Source organism: Gordonia sp. (in: high G+C Gram-positive bacteria) (assembly GCF_047606305.1).
GTDB lineage: Bacteria > Actinomycetota > Actinomycetes > Mycobacteriales > Mycobacteriaceae > Gordonia.
The window spans coordinates 1-18337 of the sequence record NZ_JASGER010000004.1 but is presented as its reverse complement, the minus strand read 5'-3'; the positions used below and the strand labels follow the sequence as shown (position 1 = coordinate 18337).

The following is an 18337-nucleotide window of genomic DNA, read 5'->3' as shown; positions in this document are numbered from 1 at the left end:
GCTCAGCGCAACGACGCGAGCAGCCCGAAAGCGGTCTTCATCCCGTCGATGGCCGGGTCGAGGGAGACCGTCGGGTCGAAGGCCCGGCTGATCCCCAGCCCGATCCCGGCACTGAGCAGCAGGTCCGCCAGGGCCGACACGTCCGGCAGCATGCCGGGCGCGATCTGACGGGGGTCGCCGAAGACATCGGCGAGATTCCGGGCGATCTGGGCGCTGATCTCACGACGGGACTCGACGATCATCGCGCGGACCGTGGGGTCGGTGCGGGCCAGCGCGCTGAACTCGAGCTCCAACGACGTCCACTCGACGTCGCCGACCGTGGCGCGGATCCACTCGCCGAGCTCATCGGCGATCTCGTCGACGTCCTCGGACGAGTGCGCGATCTGTTCGATCTCGGCGAACTTCTCGCGACGGATGTCACCCAGGACCGCCTGGCACAGCGCCGGCTTGTCGGTGAAATTCGAGTAGACGGCCCCCTTGGAGTACCCGGCGGCCTCCGCGATCGCGTCGAGCCGGGTGGCGGCGTAACCGTTGCGCAGGAACTCCGCGCGCGCCGTCGCCAACAGCTCGGCGTGCGTCCGCTCGCGCTGCTCGGCACGGGTCAGCCGGGTCGTCATGTCGACGATCGTACAGTCAGATACCGACAGTATTGACATACTCTCGGTATCTGAAGCAGACTTCGGTGATCAACACCACCGGCTAGGACCGGCGGCCTGTCGCCGCCGTGGAAGAGGAACGACATGGATGTTCTCGGCTCGATGACCCGCGCGGTCACCTCCCGGATCGGCTACCTGCGCGGTGTGCCCGCGATCGACCCGTCCGACGCCGTCGTGATCGTCACCGGCGGTGCCCGTGGGATCGGTGCGGAGACCGCCAAGCTGTTCGCCGCCAACGGCGCGACCGTCTGGATCGGTGATCTGGACGAGAACATCGCCAAGGACACCGCGACCACCATCCCCGGCGCCGTCGCCCGACGGCTCGACGTCACCGACCGCGGATCGTGGGCGCTGTTCCTCGACGAAATCCTGCACGAGCACGGGCGCATCGACGTCCTGGTCAACAACGCCGGCGTCATGCCGGTCGGACCGTTCGCCGACGAGCCGGAGGCGACCACCGACCTCATCCTCGATGTGAACGTCCGCGGCGTGCTGAACGGCATGCACGCGGTACTGCCGCTGATGGCGCAGGCGGGCCGCGGTCACGTCGTGAACATCTCCTCCATGGCCGGGATGATCCCGCTGCCCGGGATGGTCAGCTACAACACCAGCAAGTACGCCGCGCTCGGCGGTTCACTGGCCGCTCGCCGCGAATACGACGGCACCGGCGTGACGGTGTCGGCGATCATGCCCGCCGCGGTGCGGACCGAACTCTCCTCCGGCGCCGACCTGTCGGTGCTGCCGACGGTCGATCCGCAGGACGTCGCGCGCCAGGTGCTGCGCACCCTCGCCACGCGGGCGGCGAAAACGTCGGCGCCCACCTGGGTGCTGCCCGGCTGGGGACTGGTCGAGGCATTCGTCCCGGAGACCGTGGAGCGCTTCGCCCGACGCCTGATCAACCACGACCAGGCGATGGCCCTGGACCCCGTCGGGCGCAAGGACTACCTCGAGCGCATCGAGCGCCATGCCGATCAGAACGCCTCGGTCGGCGGCCGCACCACCAAGAAGGCCGCGCGATGACCACCACCGCGCTGGCCATCGGATGCGGCGGCACGATCGGCGGCGCGTGGTCCATCGCCGCCCTCAACGCCCTGGCCGAGCACCTCGACTGGGACCCGCGCAGCGCGGACGTCATCCAGGGCACCTCGGCGGGTTCGGAGATCGCGACGATGCTCGGCGGCGGCTTCTCCGCCGGCGACCTCGTCGACATGCAGCTCGGCATGCCGGTTGACGAGCGACTGTCCGCACACCTGGCGGACACCCCGTCGTCCTTCCCGCCGGTGCCGCGCCCGGCCCTCCCGAACCTGCGCACCCTCACCCGGCGGGGCGGTCACCGACCGCTCGTCGGGATCGCCCCGCGCGGGCGGGGCGACGCCGGCTGGCTCGACCGCCTCGCGACATCGGTGTGTGCACCCGGATCGGCGTGGGTCGCCCACAAGGGCATCCGCCTGGTCGCCTACCGACCCGACGACGACACCCGCGTCGCCTTCACCGGCCCGGGCGAGGCGGCCGCGTCGGCCAATCCCGCGCTGAGTTCGGCGGCGACGCTGAGCCAGGCCCTGCGCGCATCGTGGGGCATCCCCGCCTGGATGCCGGCGGTGCCGATCGGCGGGCACGACTACTACGACGGTGGTGCCGCCTCCACGGCGTCGGTCGATCTGATCGGCGCCGACGAGGCCGATGTCGTCTACGTGATCGCGTCGATGGCGGGGATGGACGACGTGCGCGGACCGGGCGTGGGCGGCCTGGCCGAGTCGACGCTGCTGCGCAAGCCCATGTCCGCGGTGCTGCGACGAGAGGTCGAGCAGGTCCGCGCCCGCGGCACCCGCGTCGTGGTCATCTCCCCGACGGCCGACGAACTCGGCGCGCTGGGCGCCAACTTCATGAACCGCGACCACCGTGCCGCCGCGTTCGAGCAGTCCCTGCGGTCCACCCGCGACACCGTCGCGAAAGCCCTGAACCGGGAGGAGGCGCGATGAGTGCCCGACGCGAGCCCCGCATCGTCATCATCGGCGCCGGTGTCGCCGGAATCACCGCCGCGCACGTGTTGAAGGACTCCGGCTTCACCGACATCACCGTCCTGGAAAAGGGCGCCGACGTCGGCGGCGTGTGGTTCTGGAACCGCTACCCGGGCCTGACCTGCGACGTCCCGTCGCAGATTTACCAGTTCGGATGGGCACCCAAGTCCGACTGGTCCAAGCTGTGGGCCGGCGGGCCGGAGATCCAGCGCTACCACCGCGATGTCGTGGAGCGGGCCGGGCTCGCCGACCTGATCCGCTGCAACGTCGAGGTCGTGGCCACCGATTTCGACGACGAGACCGGCGAATGGACCGTCACCACCGCCGACGGGGAGACCCTCACCGCCGACTTCGTGCTCTGCGCGACCGGTGTGCTGGAGAACCCCGCCTACCCCGACATCGACGGGCTGGACGAGTTCGCCGGCGACCTCGTGCACACCGCACGGTGGGACGACGACGTGCAGACCGCCGGCAAGCGCATCGCGGTGCTGGGCACCGGGTCGACCGGCGTGCAGATCGTGTCCGCGCTGCAGCCGGGCGCCGCGCGGCTCACCCATTTCGTCCGGTCGCCGCAGTGGATCCTGTGGGCGCCGATGACACTGCCCCAGTTCCCCGGCACCTCCGCGATCCTCGGCCGCCTGCCCAAGGTCCACCACGGCGTGTACCGCGGCCTGCTCTGGGGATCGGGCATCCTCGCCGACATCGCGACCAAGCCGTCGTGGCGCCGCAAGGCGGTGCAGGGCTACGCCCGGGCGTCGCTGATCGCCCAGGTCCGCGACAAGGGGCTGCGCAAGAAGCTGACCCCCGATTACGAGCCGCTGTGCAAGCGCCAAGTCATCTCCGGCACCTACTACCGGGCCATCCAGGCGGCCAATGCCGACCTGGTCACCGAGGCGATCGAGAAGATCACCCCCACCGGCATCGTGACCGCCGACGGTGTGGAGCACCCCGTCGACGTGATCGTGCTGGCGACCGGGTTCCGCGCACACGACTACATGCGGCCGATGGCGATCACCGGCGTCGACGGCCTCTCCCTGGACAAGGCGTGGTCGGGCGGTCCGCGCGCCTACCGGATGACGGCCATCCCCGGCTTCCCCAACCTCTTCACGGTGCTGGGGCCCAACTCGCCCACCGGTTCGATCTCGCTGCAGCACTCGGCCGAGCTGACGGCGAAGTACCTGGCGCAGTGGATCGAGCGGTGGGCACGCGGCGACGTCGACCGGATCGAGGTGACCGAGGAGGCCACCGACCGGTTCTACGAGCAGGTCGCCGAGGCGATGGGCCCGACGGTGTGGAACACCGGCTGCAACTCCTGGTACTTCACCGAGTCCGGGAACATCGACCTGTGGCCGTTCAACCGCACGACGATGGAGCAGATGTTCGCCGAGCCCGACCCGGCGGACTTCCGCCTCACCGTCGCCGACGAGACAACACGGGCACCCGCCTCCCGCGCCTGATCCCCGCGCCTGATCCGTCAGTCTCCCGCGACCCAGGTGCCGTGCAGGCCCTGCGGCACGCGGATGGGCAGGTCGATCGTCGCGAGCGGTCCGTCGCCCGGGGCCTCAGCGGACAGCAGGTAGAACCGCGAGAGCAACGTCTGCGGATCGGTGCCGATGGCGCCCCAATAGTCGTGGCCGTCGCCGGGGATGTAGATCGGCTCGCCGATCGCGACGCCCGGCGACCACGCGGTGTCGGTGCCGGTGCGCACATCGTGGAACCACAGACTCTCCACGACACCCGAGTCGCCGTGGGCGGCGCCGACGGTGGCGATGCAGCGGTGCTCGCGGGTCAGCAGCCGATCGTCGACCCGCGGGAACTCGATGCCGGTGCACTCACCCACCCGGGTGCGGACGATGGTGCCGGCGATCGGGTCGACGCGGGCGCGTTTGAGCGTGGGGACGCTCGGGGTCGTCTCGGTCGCGAAGCCCGCGGGGTAGTCGTGCTCGACATAGTCGATCACGACCGTGCCGTCCGCGTCGTCGTAGGCGTTGGCGAAGTGCCACACCCAGAACGCATCGGTATCGATCCAGCCGATGGCACTGCCGTCGCGCGGGATGAGCGCGACCCTCGTGCCGCGGTCGGGCTGCCAGGACAGCACCGACCCACCCGCCATCGCGGCGGCGAGGTCGAAGACGAGCGGATTGGCGAACAGCACGATGTAGCGGCGGGTGAGCGCCATGTCGTGGATCATCAGCGGTTTGTCCAGACCGCTGATCGGAGTCGGCGCACGCAGCACGGTCCCGTCGGGCGCCACCACCGACCACGTCAGATACGGCGCCTCCAGCAGGTAGTTGAACAGCACCAGCTCGCCGGTACTCGGATCGACCTTCGGGTGCGCGGTGCTGCCGCCGGCCATCGCACCGTCGCAGCTCTCTTTGTCGAGGGTGGCCAGCGTCGCCGGATCCAACCGGTAGGGCTGTGCTGATTCGGCCATCGCCATCAGCCGACCGCCGTGCCGCACGACGTTGATGTCGGGCAGGTCGCGCATCGTGCCGGCCAGATCGTCCCCGACGACGCTCGCCGGTGGGGTGTATCCGTCGGTGATCCCCGACCAGATCGCTTCGCCGCGCTCCTCCTCGAGCGTGACCATCGAGGTCCGCACGAACCGGTTGCTGTAGGACGCCCGACCGTCGGCGATGTGCACACGGTGCACCATTCCGTCGCCGTCGAGTGGGTAGACGAAGGAGCCGATCGGGTCAAAGCGCGGATTGGGGCCGTTGCGCAGATAGCTGCCGACCAGCTCGGCGGGGAGTTCCCCGTGGACGGGCAGGTCGACGACGTCGACCTCGTCGCGCTGCGGGGCGAAGACGCCGCACAGGTGGGGATTGGCGGCCAGGTCGACCGGTGCGGGCCGGTGCGGATCGGTGGGCACGGGCATGCACCTGCTTTCGGGCTACTTGCGGCGCAGCCGGGCCCCCCACCAGACGACGCCGAGGGCTGCGGCGACGATCACCACCACGACGGTATTCGAGACGTGCGACGTCGTCCGCATAATCCACGACTCGAGCCGGTACTGGTCGGTCGCGCCGACGACCCCGCCGAGCGACGCCGTGCCGTCGGTGAGGAACAGGAGGACGCCGACCGCGATGGTGAGGATTCCGCCGATGATCGACGTCCACGTGTTGTGCCAGCGGCCGATCCGCACCTCGCGCGGCCGCACCAGGCGCTGCACGACCGGCAGCCGATCCCAGGCGAAGGCGAGCAGGAGCAACGGCACCACCATGCCCGCGGCGAAGACCATCAGCGTGATCCCGCCCATCACCGCATTGCCGCCGAGGGCCGCGTAAGTCAGCACCGCGCCGAGCAACGGTCCGGCGCACACACCGGCGAGGCCGTACACGGTGCCGAGGGCGTACACCGCCGCCGTCGACGTCCCCGACGCGCTGGTCGTCCGCGACAGCGCGGGAATCGGGATACCCGCCAGCATCACGACGCCCAGCACGATGACGATGCCGGCGGCGACGTGGACGAAGGTCGTGCGGTGCTCGTTGACGAAGGCGCCGAGCGTCCCCGCGAGCACGCCGAGCGGCACGAGTGTCGTGATGAGCCCCAGGTAGAACACGCCGGTGCGCGCGAGCAGCGCACCGGGGCTGGCGAACGCGTAGGAGAAGAACGCCGGCAGCAGCATCACCGAGCAGGGGCTCAACAGGGTGAGCACGCCGCCGAGGAAGGCGCCGAGGAGGCCCAGCTCCATCCTCAACCCGCCTTATTGAGGATCTCGTCGAGGTAGGCGCGGAAGGTCTCGACCGGCTGTGCGCCGGCGAGCGCGCTGGTGCCGACGAGGAAGAACGGCACGCTGGGCACGCCCAGCCCCTGGGCCGCGGCGGTCGCATCGCGCACCGTGAGCGCCAACGCCGGGTCGTCGAGGTCCTTCTCGAACCGGGCGAGGTCGGGCACGCCGGCCTTCGTGGCGAAGTGGACCAGCCGGTCGCGCGGAAGGTCGGGGTGCCCCTTCTCCGGCGCCTCGGCGTAGACGGCCTTGGTGAATTCGAAGTACTTGCCCTGTCGCGCGGCGGCACGCGCGGCGATCGCCGCCTTCTCCGACTGGTCGCCGAAGAAGGCCACGTCGGTGACCTCGAAGCGGACCTTGCCGGGTTTGACGTACTCGTCGATCAGCTTGGGGAGCACCTCGCGGTTGAAGACCGCGCAGTAGGGGCAGCGCAGGTCGGTCCACTGGGACAGGACCACCGGGGCGTCGGGGTTGCCCATCCCCATCGGGTCGGTGGGATCGCGCCGCACGACGGCCAGCTCACCGGGCTTCTTCGCCACCGCGGTCGTCGCCGAGTTCTCGGTCGGCCCTCGGTGGCCGGTCGTCCGCGCGACCACGACCAGGGCGACGAAGACCGCGATCACCGCGGCGACGATCACCAGTGTCTTGCGCGATCCGGTCATGCCGCGGCGGGGACGGTGGAGAGTCGTGGCTTCATGCCGTCATCGTGCCACAGGAGGGTTAGCGTGGATTCATGCCAATCGTGCCCATCGACGACGGCAACCGCGTCGCAGCGCAGCGGGTGTTCACGCGGGCCTTCCACGACGATCCACTGGTCCGCTGGGTGATGGCCGACCCCGAGCGCGACCCGGCCCTCTGGCGGTTCAGCGACGTCCATCGCTCCCCCGGCGCCTCGGACCTGTACGTCGACGGGGACGGGCGGACGGTCGGTGCGGCCTGGTGGGATCCACCCGGCTACCAGCCCGATGTCGACCATCGGCGGATGGTCGTGCAGGCCCTACGGGTGTTGCGCACCCGCGTGATGCGGGGCGCGGCGATCGAGGAGCTCTTCCCCAAGTACCGCCCGCGCGAGCCGCATTGGTACCTGTCGACGATCGGCGCGGTCGAGCAGGGTCGCGGCATCGGCAGCGCCCTGCTGGCGCACCGACTCGAGCAGATCGACGGTCCCGCCTACCTGGAGAGTTCTAACCGGGTGAACATCCCGCTCTACGAGAAGTTCGGGTTCACCGTCGTCGACGAGGTGAGGCTCCCGATGAACGGCCCGTCCTTCTGGCCGATGTACCGGCCGGAGACACGCGGGTGAGGGTGCTACCGAGTGCTACCATGTGACACATGAGCCATCCGTCGGAGATCAGCCAACGCGACCTTCGCTCGCGGTCGCGCGAGATCATGGACGCGGTCGAGCGGGGCCAATCGTTCACGGTTACCCGCGACGGTCATCAGATCGGCGAACTGGTCCCACTCAGGCGCAAGCGTCGGTTCATCCCGGTCGACGAGTTCATCGCGCTGGGGCGCGGACTCGGCGAGGTCGACGCCGATCGATTCCGGGCGGACATCGATGCGGCCGGCGACCAGTTCGCAGACGATCCCTATGAGCGCTGAGCAGAGCCGAGAACCATTCGGCCTCCTCGACACCAACGTCCTCATCCACTGGCGCCGACTCACCGCGGACCGACTCCCCCTCACCGCGGCGATCTCGACGATCACGATCGCCGAGCTCGGCGCCGGTGTGCATATGGCGAGCGATCCTCTCGTTCAGTCCGTGCGCCTGGACACCCTCCAACGTGCCGAGAGTGACTTCGACCCCCTCCCCTTCGATGTCGGTGCCGCGCGCGCCTATGGCCGCGTCGTAGCAGCGGTCCGCCACGCCGGACGCAGCCCGCGATCCCGAGTCGCCGACCAGATGATCGCGGCCATCGCGATCGCCAACGACCTCCCGCTGTTCACGACGAACGCCCCCGACTTCGCCGGACTTGAATCGCTGCTCCACGTCGTACCGATCGCCCGCCCCTCGTGACCCTCACCCGCACCTGGACCCCGACCTTCCCCGTCGACGTGCGCACCACCGTCGGCGCCCACCGGCGCGGCACCGGTGATCCGTCGACGCGGTTCGCCGACGACGGCTCGGTCTGGCGCGCGACACAGACCCCCGACGGTCCCGGGACGCTCCACCTGCGCGCGCACGCGGGCAGCGTGCGGGCGCAGGCGTGGGGCCCGGGGGCGGCGTGGCTGATCGACCAGTTCCCCGACCTCCTCGGAGCGGCCGACGATCCGGCGGCCCTCGACACCGATCACCCCGTCGTCCGGCAGCTGCAACGACGGGCGCGCGGACTGCGCCTCGGGCGCACCGACCGGGTGTGGGAGGCGCTGGTCCCGGCGGTTCTGGAGCAGAAGGTCGTCGGCACCGAGGCGTGGCGCGCCTGGCGCTACCTGGTGCGCCGGTACGGCGAACCCGCGCCCGGTCCGACCCCGGCGATGCACGTCCCGCCGCCGCGACGGGAGTGGGCGCACATCCCCTCGTGGGAGTGGCACCGCAGCGGCGCCGAACCGGTCCGGATGCGCACGATCACCCGCGCCGCGGGCATGGACGTCGAGCGCGGCGCGGACCACTTGACCGCGCTGCGCGGCATCGGCCCGTGGACCGAGGCGGAGGTTCGGCGGCGCGCCCTCGGCGACCCCGACGCCGTCCCCGTCGGGGATTACCACTTGCCGTCGGTCGTCGGACACACGTTGATCGGCGAGGCCGTCGACGACGCGGGCATGCTGGAATTGCTCGAACCGTTCGCCGGCCAGCGCGGCCGCGTGGTCCGACTCTGCGAGCTGCACGGCACCCGCCCGGCCCGACGAGGGCCGCGCATGTCGGTGCGCGACTACCGCGCCATGTGAACAGTCGAGTGGTCAGCCACCGGCGCGCGGTGCCACGACCCCGTGGTCGAAGGCGAAGACGACGGCCGCCGCCCGGTCGCGGACGTCCAGGGCCCGGAAGATCTTGCCGATGTGGCTCTTCACGGTGACGACGGAGATGACCAGTTCGGCGGCGATCTCGTCGTTGGTCAGTCCCCGGCCGATCAGCTCGAGCACCGTGCGCTCGCGGGCGGTCAGCCGGTCGAGGGCCGCGGCGCCGTCCCCCGGCGGCGGCGGGCTCGACGAACGATAGGCGTCCAGCACCCGACCGGTGACCGCCGGGTCGAGGACCGCCTCCCCGGCGGCGACGAGCCGGACCGCGCGGATGAGTTCCTCGGCCGGCGAATCCTTCAACACGAATCCGGCGGCACCGGCGCGCAGCGCCTCGGACAACAGCTCCTCGTCGCGGAAGGTCGTCAGCACCAGGACCGGCGGATTCGTCCTCTCGGGGGTGTCCCCGGCGCGCAACTGCCGCGTCGCGGTCATCCCGCTGACGCGTTTCATCCGCAGGTCCATGACCACGACGTCGGGTTCGGCGGCGGCCACCGCGGCGGGCACCTCGTCGCCGTCGCCACATTCGGCGACGATCTCGAAGCCGTCGCGGCGGCGCAGGATGCGCCGCAGTCCGGAGCGGACGAGTTCCTGATCGTCGACGAGGACGACGCGGATCGGGTCACCGTCCACGGATGACCTCCTCGATCGAGCACGCCTGGTCCGCCGGGTCGCAGGTGTCGACGAACCGGGCGTCGACGACCCACTCCTCGCCCACGACCCCGGCGCGGAACGTCCCGCCCAGGTTCTCCACGCGCGAGGCCATCCCGGTCACCCCCAGCCCACCCGTCCCCGGCCCGCTCGACCGCGGTGACCGTCCGACGGAAACCGGATTGCCGACGCGGACCGCGAACCCGCCGTCGACGGGGCGTGCCGTCACCGACACCGGGGTGCCGGGCGCGTGCCGCGAGGCATTGGACAGCGACTCCTGCACGACGCGGTACACGGCGAGTTGGGTGGCCGGCGACAGCGCCTCGGCGGGCCGCTCGTAGCGACAGTCAACCGTCGACCCCGCGCGGCGGAACCCCGCGATCAGGGTGTCGAGGTCGCCGAGGCCGGGCTGCGCGGTGTCCGGCGAGACGTCGTCGCGCAGCAGTTCGATCGTGCGTCGCACATCGCCCATCGCCTCGCGACCCTGCGACTCCGCGTCGCGCAGGGCCTCCAGGGCATCGTCGACGTCGGCCCGGTCCCCGCCCGCCTCCAACGCCCGACGGGCCGCGGTGACGTTCAGCAGGACGATGCTGAGCGAGTGCGCGACCACGTCGTGCACCTCCCCGGCGATGCTGGCGCGTTCGACGAGCTGCTGGCGCTCGTGTTCCCGGTGCTCGGCCTCCATCGCGTGCAGCTGCTGTTGCAACAGTTGCCCGGTGACGCCGCCGAAGCAGACCATCAGGACGAGCAGCCAGCCCTGCTCGATCCCGCCGGCGACCACCCCCGCGACGGCCGCGACGGCGTAGACCGCGACGTACCCGACCGCCTGGCGGAAGCCGACGATCGCCGAGGTCATCGTCGCCCCCAGGACCAGGATCAGCGGTGCGACGTCGCCGTGCACCGGGACCAGCCAGAACAGCACGACGGTGGTGACGTAGGTCAGCGGCAGCATCGGGACCATCGGGCGGTGGAACTGGACGATCGAGGCGAAGGCCGGGCCCGCGCCCACGACGAGCGCGGCGGCCACGATCAGCCAGTCCCAACCGGACAGGCCCGCGACGACGCGCTGGCCGGCGGCGAAATAGCAGAAGAAGAGCTGACCCGCCTGCGCGATGAGCATGTAGTGCGGCGGGTAGTGGTAGCCGGTGAGCGCGAACATGTGCCGGTAGCGCTCGAACAACCAAGCCATCCTGCGATCCTAGCCCCGCCGGCCGCCGGATTCCTCCGCCCACGGGCGGACTCCGCCTCCGCCCACGGGCGGTGGGAAAGATCGTCCTGCGGCCCGCTGATCTGCGCAGACAAGGCTCATAGCGTCGATGTCAGACCCGGAGCACCCCGCCCCAGGCAGGCACAAGGAGCACGCCATGTTGGTCTCAATCGCCATCGCCGCCGTCGTCGGCGAGATCCTCTTCCTCTTCCTGCGCAATCCGAACGGGCTGGACTACCGGTCCCGCGAGTTCTCCGACGCGCTGCATGACCGCGAGGTCCGCCACGACCGGGAAGTCCGGCAGGCGCGGCGGGCGCTGCAAGCCGGCCCGAACCACCGCGCCGCGTAATAGGCTGGAATCCCGGGGAGGACAGCCGATGACAGTCACCACCACCACGCCGACGCACACCGAGATCGGTCACTGGTTCCTGGCCCCGCCGGGCGCCCGATCGGGGATCGGCGGCACCGGCGAGGGCCCGGTGGCACTGGTGCGCCCCAAGCGGTTCCATCCGCTCGGCGAGTTCTCGACGTCACTGGAGTTCGTCACGCGCCAGGGCGACCTGTTGTTCGGCGACGCCGTCCGCGCGGCGGGCGAACCCGGTGGCGACGTCCTGCACTACAAGCTGCGCGGCGGTCCGGGCCCGGTGGTCGTGCTCTTCGACCCGGCCCACGTCAAGACGATCATGACCGCCGACGAGTCGATTGCCCCGTCGGCCACGCATCGCTCGCCCCTCGCCCCGATCGTCGGACCCGATTCGGTGCTCACCTCGCTCGGCGAGCGCCACCGCCAGCAGCGCGCCCTGCTGCTCCCCCGCTTCCACGGGAAGGCGGTGGCGAAGTACCAGGAGAGCATCGCGCGGGCCACCGAGGACGGACTGGCGAAATGGCCGGTCGGCAAACCGGTCCCGCTGGCCGACATCGCGCAGGGCATCACCCTCGACGTCATTATGTCGGCGATCTTCGGCCTGCCCGACCCGCGCGAGGCCACCGAGGCCGAACGCGCCATGCGCACCGCCGTGCTGCGCCTGCTCCGACTGTCCACGACGCCGATGGCAACCGTCACCCAGCTGGCCAATGCCCGGCGCGAAGACCCGGTCGGCTTCCTCAAGGTCGTGCTGGCGATGGTCGACAAGACGGTCTACCGCGTCCTCGACGAGCGCCGCGCCGCCGGGTCGTCGGCCACGCGCGACGACATCATGTCCCTGCTGATGGACGCCACCGACACCGACGGCAACCCGCTGCCGGACAGCGAGATCCGCGACGAGCTGATGACGCTGCTGCTCGCCGGCCACGAGACGACGGCGAACACCGTCGCGTGGACCTTCGAGCGGCTGACCCGCACTCCCGACGTCTACCGGCAGGCGCGCGAGGCCGCGCTGGCCGGCAACGAGGAGTACGTCGAGGCGCTGATCAACGAGTCGATGCGCGTGCGCCCGGTCGTGCCGATCGTCGCGCGCGAGCTCCTCGCGCCGTTCGACTTCGGCGGGACCCGCGCCGGCGGCGAGGACGGCGTGACCGCACTCGTCAGCATCCTGCTGCTGCACCACCGCGACGACCTGTACCCGGATCCGTTCGCGTTTCGACCGGAGCGTTTCCTGGGCGTGCGGATCAACCCCTACGAGCTGATGCCCTTCGGCGGCGGGATCCGGCGCTGCCTGGGCGCGCCACTGGCGATGGCGGAGCTGCAGACCGTCGTCGGACAGATCCTGCGCCGCGTCGAGCTGCGCACGCACGACCGCGCGCCGGAGAGGCCCCGGCACCGCAACGTGACGATGATCCCGGGTCGCGGCGGCGTCGTTATCGCCGACACGATCAACTGAAACCAGCTTCGGCTGGGCCTTCCCCAGTGCGCGACCTAGTCCTTGGCCGCGTCGGCGATCTGCTCGGGCGTCTGCCCGGTCGCCTGGAAGACGACCCGTCGACCGATGGACACCGCGTGGTCGGCGAAGCGCTCGTAGTAGCGGCCGAGCAGGGTGACGTCGACGGCGGCGGCGACGCCGTGCGGCCAGTCGCGGTCCATCAGCACGGTGAACAGGTGCTTGTGCAGGTCGTCCATCGCGTCGTCGTCGACGCCGAGCGCCAGCGCCTTCTGCGGGTCGGAGGTGTCGAGCACCTCGCGCGCCCCGTTCGCCAGGCGCACGGCCAGCCGCCCCATCTCGGCGAAGTAGCCGCGCACCTCTTCGGGCAGTGCGGGCTCGGGGTGGCGGCGGCGCGCGACCTTGGCCACGTGCAACGCCAGCGCGTACATGCGGTCGATGTCGGCGACGATCTGGAAGCCGCTGACGATTTCGCGCAGCTCCCCGGCCACCGGCGCCTGCAGCGCCAGCAGTTTGAAGGCCTGGTCCTCGGCGGCCGACGTCAGGTGCGTCATCCGCTCACGGTCGTCCAGGAGCTGCTCGGCGACACTGAGGTCGGCCTGCAACAGCGCGTTGGTGGCGTGCTCCATGGTGACGCCGGAGAGCTCACACATCTCGCCGAGCGTCGTGTTCAATTCGGCGAGTTGTTCGTGGTAGGCGGTGCGCACGGTGTGCCTGCTTCCTTGGGTTCGTGGGGGGGTGGAGGGACAGAGGAGGACTCAGCCGAAGCGGCCGGAGATGTAGTCCTCGGTCTCCTTCTTGATCGGATTCGAGAACACGGCCTCGGTGTCGTTGAACTCCACCAACTGGCCCGGCTGGCCGACGCCCTCGAGGTTGAAGAAGGCGGTCTTGTCGCTGACGCGCGCGGCCTGCTGCATGTTGTGAGTGACGATGACGATGGTGAACTCCTTCTTGAGCTCGCCGATCAGGTCCTCGATCGCCAGCGTCGAGATCGGGTCGAGCGCCGAACACGGCTCGTCCATGAGCAGGACGTCGGGTTCGACGGCGATCGCCCGCGCGATGCACAGGCGCTGCTGCTGACCGCCGGAGAGGCCGCCGCCGGGCTTGTCCAGACGGTCCTTCACCTCGTCCCACAGATTCGCCCCGCGCAGGCTGCGCTCGGCGACCTCGTCGAGCTTCTTGCCGCTCCGCTCGCCCTGCAGCTTGAGGCCGGCGACCACGTTGTCGCGGATGGACATCGTCGGGAAGGGGTTGGGGCGCTGGAACACCATGCCGATGGTCGAGCGCACGCTGACCGGGTCGATGTTCTTGCCGTAGATGTCCTCGCCGTCGAGCTTGACGTGCCCGGTGGCGTAGGCGCCCGGGGTCACCTCGTGCATGCGGTTGAGGGTGCGCAGCACCGTCGACTTGCCGCAGCCGGACGGGCCGATGAAGGCGGTGACGCTCTTGGGCGGCACCCGCAGCGAGACGTCCTTCACGGCGAGGAACTTGCCGTAGTAGACGTTCAGGTCGTTGATATCGAGGCTCTTGGCCATGGTTGCTTTCTGTCCTTTGCGGAGGATGTGGAGAGTCAGGATTTCTTGGGCGCGAAGACCTTCGACACGACCTTGGCGCCGACGTAGACGACCGCGACCAGCAGCACGAGGGTCAGGGCGGCGCCCCACACCTTGTCGAAGGCGCTCGGGCCCTGGCCGTACTGCTGCACCATCATCAGCGGCAGCGATTCCTGGTTCCCGGCGAACGGGTTCCAGTTCATCGCCTTGGTCGATCCGACGAGGATCAGCACCGGTGCGGATTCACCCATGACGCGGGCGATGGCGAGCATGACGCCGGTGACGATGCCCGACAGGGCGGTCGGGAGCACGATCCGGGCGATCGTCTTCCACTTCGGGACACCCAGCGCGTAGGAGGCCTCGCGCAGGTCCTGCGGCACGATCTTGAGCATCTCCTCGGTGGAGCGCACCACCAGCGGCATCATCAGCAGCACCAGCGCGATCGCGACGAGGAAACCCATCCGCGGCAAGCCCAGGGTCGTGCGCCAGACCGCGTAGACGAACAGCGCGGCGACGATCGACGGGACGCCCGAGAGGATGTCGACCATGAAGGTCGTGGTCCGCGACAGGAAGGACTTCCCGTCGCTGTACTCGACCAGGTAGATCGCGACGAAGATGCCCAGCGGGACCGAGATGATCGTCGCGAGCAGGGTCTGCACGAGGGTGCCGACGATCGCGTTGGCGGCGCCGCCGTAGCGCTCGGAACCCGTCCACCAGCCCGGATCCAGGATCGGGTTCAGGCCGTGCAGCACGAGCGTGGTGAGCAGCCACAGCAGCGGGATGATCGCGATGATCACCGCGGCCACGACCGACCCGCGGGCGATCGAGTCGACCGCCTTGCGGCGGCCGCTGAGCGGCTTGAAGCTCGAGCCCTTGCGGTTCAGGGAGCCGCCCAGGTCCGACGGTTCGAGGGTGGTCGTCATGTCAGGCCTGCCTTCTGCCGACGATGGCGCGCGCGGCAGCGTTCACCAGGAACGTCAGCACGAACAGGGCCAGACCGGCCGAGATGAATGCACCGGTCTTCGCGGGCGAGTCGAATTCGGCGGCGTTGTTCGCGATCTTCGTCGCGAAGGTCTCGCCGCTCTCCATCAGGTTGAAGTCGATCGGGCCGGTGTTCGAGATGATCAGGTACAGCGCCATCGTCTCGCCCAGGGCGCGGCCCAGGCCGAGCATCGAGCCGCTGATGTAGCCGGAGAACCCGAATGGCAGGACGGCGGTGCGCACGACCTCCCACTTGGTCGCACCGAGGGCCAGCGCGGCCTCGCGGTGCGCGACCGGCGTCTGGATGAACACCTCGCGGGTGACCGCGGTGATGATCGGCAGGATCATCACGGCCAGCACGATGCCGGCGGTCAGCAGGGTGCCGCCCGTGGACATGTTGGTGACGTTGTCCTTGGGGGTGCGGAAGAACGGCAGCCAGTTCAGGTTGGTGACCAGCCAGTTGTTGACCGGCACCATCGCGGGTCCGAGCACCAGGATGCCCCAGAGGCCGTACACGATCGAGGGAACCGCGGCCAGCAGGTCGATCAGGTAGGTGACCGGGCTGACCAGGCGCTTGGGTGCGTACTCGGTGAGGAACACCGAGATCCCCAGCGCGATCGGCATGGCGATCGCGAGGGCGATCAGCGAGACGACCAGCGTCGCGTACAGCAGCTTGGGGATGCCGAACTTGAGCACCCCGCCGCCGACTTCCCAGTCACCGGAGTAGGTGAAGAAGTTGGCCTGGTTGTCCATCAGAGACGGGGCCGCGGAGATGATCAGGAAGGCCGCGATCAGCGCGATGACCAGCGAGACGAGCATGCCCGAGCCGATGGAGAGTCGGCGGAAGACCGCGTCACCCAGTCGACTGGTCGCCGATCCGGTGAGTTTCGAGGGCGGCCGCGAGCCCGACGATGCCGTGGGTACGACATTGGCATCGTCGGGCTTGCGATGGCGCCCCGTGGACGGAGACGTCATGTGTTTCGGAGCCGTCACCACTGCGTCAGCGCAGGGCGTCGATCGTCGGCTTCAGCTTCGCGACGTAGCCGGCGGGCAGCGGCACGTAGCCCAGGTCGGGCAGACCCTGCTGGCCCTTGTCGACGATCGAGGTGAACGCCTGCTTGAGCGCCGGGGCGGTCTCGGACTTGGGGTAGCCGGTGCTGCAGACGACCTCGTAGGTGGTCAGCAGCAGCGGGTAGGCGCCGGCCGCCTTCGAGGCGAAGAGCGCGTCCGCGTCGACGACGCGGTCCTTGGAGCCCTCGTCCTTGAACTGCACCGCGTCGAGCGCCTTGGCGGCGGACTCGGAGGTCAGCTTGACCGCACCGCTGCCGAAGTCGATCGAGGCGACACCGAGGTTGTTCTCGGTGGCGAAGCCCCACTCGACGTAGGTGATGGCGCCCTGGGTCTTCTTGACGGTGTCGCCGACGCCGGTCGACTTGGACGCGGCCGAGCCGCCCTTGCCCTTGAACTCCTTGGAGTGCTCGTAGGACCAGTCCTGCGGCGCGGCGCTGCTCAGGAACTTCTGGAAGTTGTCGGTGGTGCCCGAGCTGTCGCTGCGGTGCACCGGGACGATCTTGGTCGACGGGAGCTTGACGCCCGGGTTGAGCGCGGCGATGTCCTTGTCGTTCCAGGTGGTGATCTTCGAGTCGAAGATCTTCGCGATGACCGACGGCGACAGCTTCAGGTCGTCGACGCCGTCCAGGTTGTAGGCCACGGCCACCGGGCCGGCAACCAGGGGCAGGTGCCAGGCGTCGTTGCCGCCGCAGCGCTCCTTGGCCTTGGCGACCTCGTCCTCCTTGAGCGGCGAGTCCGAGCCGGCGAAGTCGACGTCGCCGGCGAGGAACTTCTTGATCCCGTCGCCCGAGCCGCTGCCGGTGTAGTCGAGGACCGAGCCGCCCTCATCGGTCAGCACCTTGGCGAAGTGCTCCATCGCCTTCTGCTGTGCCGTCGAGCCTTCGCCGGTGATCGTCGCCCCGCTGGACGAACCACCACATGCCGACACAGCCAGGACGGCTGCCACTCCTGCCACTGCCGCGGTAACGCGGACTCCATTGCGCTGGTATCGCACCATCGACCTTTCGTTTGGGCGGCCCGCATCCCGGGCTCGTCGAAACGGACGCTATGGGGTCGGGATGGACGTGCTGAAGCGCGAAGGTGAACGGTGACCGAACACAAACTGTCCGATTCGGGTGGTTGGGATCACAGACAGATTCCGTGCCGGTGCCAACACCCGCGGCACGGTCGGCGCCGGTGATTAGGCTGGCGGGGTGCCCCAGCAACCCGACTGCCCGACGATGGTGGGCCTGCTCGGACCGGTGACCGTGTCGGGTGAGCCGGTCGCGGGTCTGCGCGCACGTCGGTTGCTGGTCTCGCTGGTCCTGGCCGAGGGACGGCCGCGCTCGGCGCAGCGCCTCATCGACGACGTGTGGGCCGACGATCCGCCGCGTGCGCCCGGACCCGCGCTGCAGACGCAAATCTCCCGGTTGCGCCCGGTGCTCGGCGACGCGGTCATCGAGGGCGTCGGCACGTCCTATCGCCTCACCGGTGTCGACACCGACCTCGCGCAGGCCAACCGCCTGCTCGCCGACGGCGAACCCGACGGCATCACCCGGGCCGCCGCCCTGTGGCGCGGGCAGCCCGGTGACGACCTGGGCGACGACTCCCCGCTGGCCGACGACGTGGCCCGTCGGGCCGAGGCGATCCGGCGCCGACTCGACGACGCCACCGCGAACCGCGCCCTGCGCGACGGCGACTTCGCCGGCGCCCGCGCAC

The 18337-nt window shown here is 70.0% G+C and carries 21 protein-coding genes; 10 read left to right on the top strand and 11 right to left on the bottom strand.

What is annotated here, in order from left to right; all coding sequences use genetic code 11:
• Window positions 1-2 precede the first annotated feature (2 nt).
• On the bottom strand, window positions 3-617 hold the full coding sequence (locus tag QM634_RS00335) for a TetR/AcrR family transcriptional regulator (protein ID WP_415040783.1): 615 nt from the start codon (window positions 615-617) through the stop codon (window positions 3-5).
• Between the two features lie 123 nt (window positions 618-740).
• Between QM634_RS00335 and QM634_RS00330 the strand changes: the two genes are divergently transcribed.
• From QM634_RS00330 to QM634_RS00320, 3 genes are read left to right on the top strand one after another with little or no spacing between them, the layout of a single operon-like run.
• Window positions 741-1676, top strand: coding sequence for an SDR family oxidoreductase (locus QM634_RS00330; protein ID WP_415040782.1), 936 nt, complete (start codon window positions 741-743; stop codon window positions 1674-1676).
• Window positions 1673-2635, top strand: a complete 963-nt coding sequence (locus QM634_RS00325) for a patatin-like phospholipase family protein (protein WP_415040781.1) — start codon at window positions 1673-1675, stop codon at window positions 2633-2635. The genes QM634_RS00330 and QM634_RS00325 overlap by 4 nt, the downstream gene beginning before the upstream one ends.
• On the top strand, window positions 2632-4131 hold the full coding sequence (locus tag QM634_RS00320) for a flavin-containing monooxygenase (RefSeq protein ID WP_415040780.1): 1500 nt from the start codon (window positions 2632-2634) through the stop codon (window positions 4129-4131). Before QM634_RS00325 ends, QM634_RS00320 begins: the two co-directional genes overlap by 4 nt.
• 17 nt (window positions 4132-4148) lie before the next feature.
• Here QM634_RS00320 and QM634_RS00315 read toward each other — a convergent pair whose 3' ends face one another.
• From QM634_RS00315 to QM634_RS00305, 3 genes are read right to left on the bottom strand one after another with little or no spacing between them, the layout of a single operon-like run.
• On the bottom strand, window positions 4149-5552 hold the full coding sequence (locus QM634_RS00315) for a carotenoid oxygenase family protein (RefSeq protein ID WP_415040779.1): 1404 nt from the start codon (window positions 5550-5552) through the stop codon (window positions 4149-4151).
• Window positions 5553-5567: 15 nt separating this feature from the next.
• Entirely contained in the window at window positions 5568-6368 is an 801-nt protein-coding gene (locus QM634_RS00310) for a cytochrome c biogenesis CcdA family protein (protein WP_415040778.1), read from the bottom strand.
• Between the two features lie 2 nt (window positions 6369-6370).
• The gene (locus QM634_RS00305) at window positions 6371-7066 is read right to left on the bottom strand and encodes a DsbA family protein (RefSeq protein ID WP_415040777.1); all 696 of its coding nucleotides are present in this window, start codon (window positions 7064-7066) and stop codon (window positions 6371-6373) included.
• A gap of 71 nt (window positions 7067-7137) precedes the next feature.
• Between QM634_RS00305 and QM634_RS00300 the strand changes: the two genes are divergently transcribed.
• From QM634_RS00300 to QM634_RS00285, 4 genes are read left to right on the top strand one after another with little or no spacing between them, the layout of a single operon-like run.
• Complete coding sequence (locus tag QM634_RS00300; protein ID WP_415040776.1) at window positions 7138-7707, top strand: GNAT family N-acetyltransferase; 570 nt, start codon at window positions 7138-7140, stop codon at window positions 7705-7707.
• A 29-nt stretch (window positions 7708-7736) separates the two neighbouring features.
• The gene (locus tag QM634_RS00295; protein WP_415040775.1) at window positions 7737-8006 is read left to right on the top strand and encodes a type II toxin-antitoxin system Phd/YefM family antitoxin; all 270 of its coding nucleotides are present in this window, start codon (window positions 7737-7739) and stop codon (window positions 8004-8006) included.
• Window positions 7996-8421 carry a type II toxin-antitoxin system VapC family toxin gene (locus QM634_RS00290; protein WP_415040774.1) on the top strand — a complete coding sequence of 142 codons (426 nt, stop codon included), beginning with the start codon at window positions 7996-7998 and terminating at the stop codon, window positions 8419-8421. Before QM634_RS00295 ends, QM634_RS00290 begins: the two co-directional genes overlap by 11 nt.
• Window positions 8418-9290 (top strand): DNA-3-methyladenine glycosylase family protein, encoded by an 873-nt coding sequence (locus tag QM634_RS00285; protein ID WP_415040773.1) that lies wholly within the window; start codon window positions 8418-8420, stop codon window positions 9288-9290. The genes QM634_RS00290 and QM634_RS00285 overlap by 4 nt, the downstream gene beginning before the upstream one ends.
• 12 nt (window positions 9291-9302) lie before the next feature.
• Here QM634_RS00285 and QM634_RS00280 read toward each other — a convergent pair whose 3' ends face one another.
• Complete coding sequence (locus QM634_RS00280) at window positions 9303-9992, bottom strand: response regulator (protein WP_415040772.1); 690 nt, start codon at window positions 9990-9992, stop codon at window positions 9303-9305.
• Window positions 9982-11199, bottom strand: a complete 1218-nt coding sequence (locus QM634_RS00275) for a sensor histidine kinase (RefSeq protein WP_415040771.1) — start codon at window positions 11197-11199, stop codon at window positions 9982-9984. The genes QM634_RS00280 and QM634_RS00275 overlap by 11 nt, the downstream gene beginning before the upstream one ends.
• Before the next feature lie 175 nt (window positions 11200-11374).
• Between QM634_RS00275 and QM634_RS00270 the strand changes: the two genes are divergently transcribed.
• Window positions 11375-11566 (top strand): hypothetical protein, encoded by a 192-nt coding sequence (locus QM634_RS00270; RefSeq protein WP_415040770.1) that lies wholly within the window; start codon window positions 11375-11377, stop codon window positions 11564-11566.
• Between the two features lie 28 nt (window positions 11567-11594).
• On the top strand, window positions 11595-13037 hold the full coding sequence (locus QM634_RS00265; RefSeq protein ID WP_415040769.1) for a cytochrome P450: 1443 nt from the start codon (window positions 11595-11597) through the stop codon (window positions 13035-13037).
• Window positions 13038-13072: 35 nt separating this feature from the next.
• On the opposite strand, the gene phoU is transcribed toward QM634_RS00265, so the two are convergent.
• From phoU to pstS, 5 genes are read right to left on the bottom strand one after another with little or no spacing between them, the layout of a single operon-like run.
• Window positions 13073-13741, bottom strand: a complete 669-nt coding sequence (gene phoU, locus QM634_RS00260; protein WP_415040768.1) for a phosphate signaling complex protein PhoU — start codon at window positions 13739-13741, stop codon at window positions 13073-13075.
• A 51-nt stretch (window positions 13742-13792) separates the two neighbouring features.
• Window positions 13793-14569, bottom strand: coding sequence for a phosphate ABC transporter ATP-binding protein PstB (pstB, locus tag QM634_RS00255; protein ID WP_415040767.1), 777 nt, complete (start codon window positions 14567-14569; stop codon window positions 13793-13795).
• A gap of 35 nt (window positions 14570-14604) precedes the next feature.
• Complete coding sequence (pstA, locus tag QM634_RS00250) at window positions 14605-15510, bottom strand: phosphate ABC transporter permease PstA (protein WP_415040766.1); 906 nt, start codon at window positions 15508-15510, stop codon at window positions 14605-14607.
• A 1-nt stretch (window position 15511) separates the two neighbouring features.
• Window positions 15512-16543 carry a phosphate ABC transporter permease subunit PstC gene (gene pstC / locus QM634_RS00245; protein WP_415040765.1) on the bottom strand — a complete coding sequence of 344 codons (1032 nt, stop codon included), beginning with the start codon at window positions 16541-16543 and terminating at the stop codon, window positions 15512-15514.
• 25 nt (window positions 16544-16568) lie between these two features.
• Window positions 16569-17633: a phosphate ABC transporter substrate-binding protein PstS gene (pstS, locus tag QM634_RS00240; RefSeq protein WP_415040837.1), complete on the bottom strand. Its 1065-nt coding sequence runs from the start codon at window positions 17631-17633 to the stop codon at window positions 16569-16571.
• 199 nt (window positions 17634-17832) lie between these two features.
• On the opposite strand from pstS, the gene QM634_RS00235 reads away from it, so the two are divergent.
• Window positions 17833-18337: AfsR/SARP family transcriptional regulator (locus tag QM634_RS00235; protein ID WP_415040764.1), on the top strand; the 505-nt coding region annotated here is incomplete at its 3' end.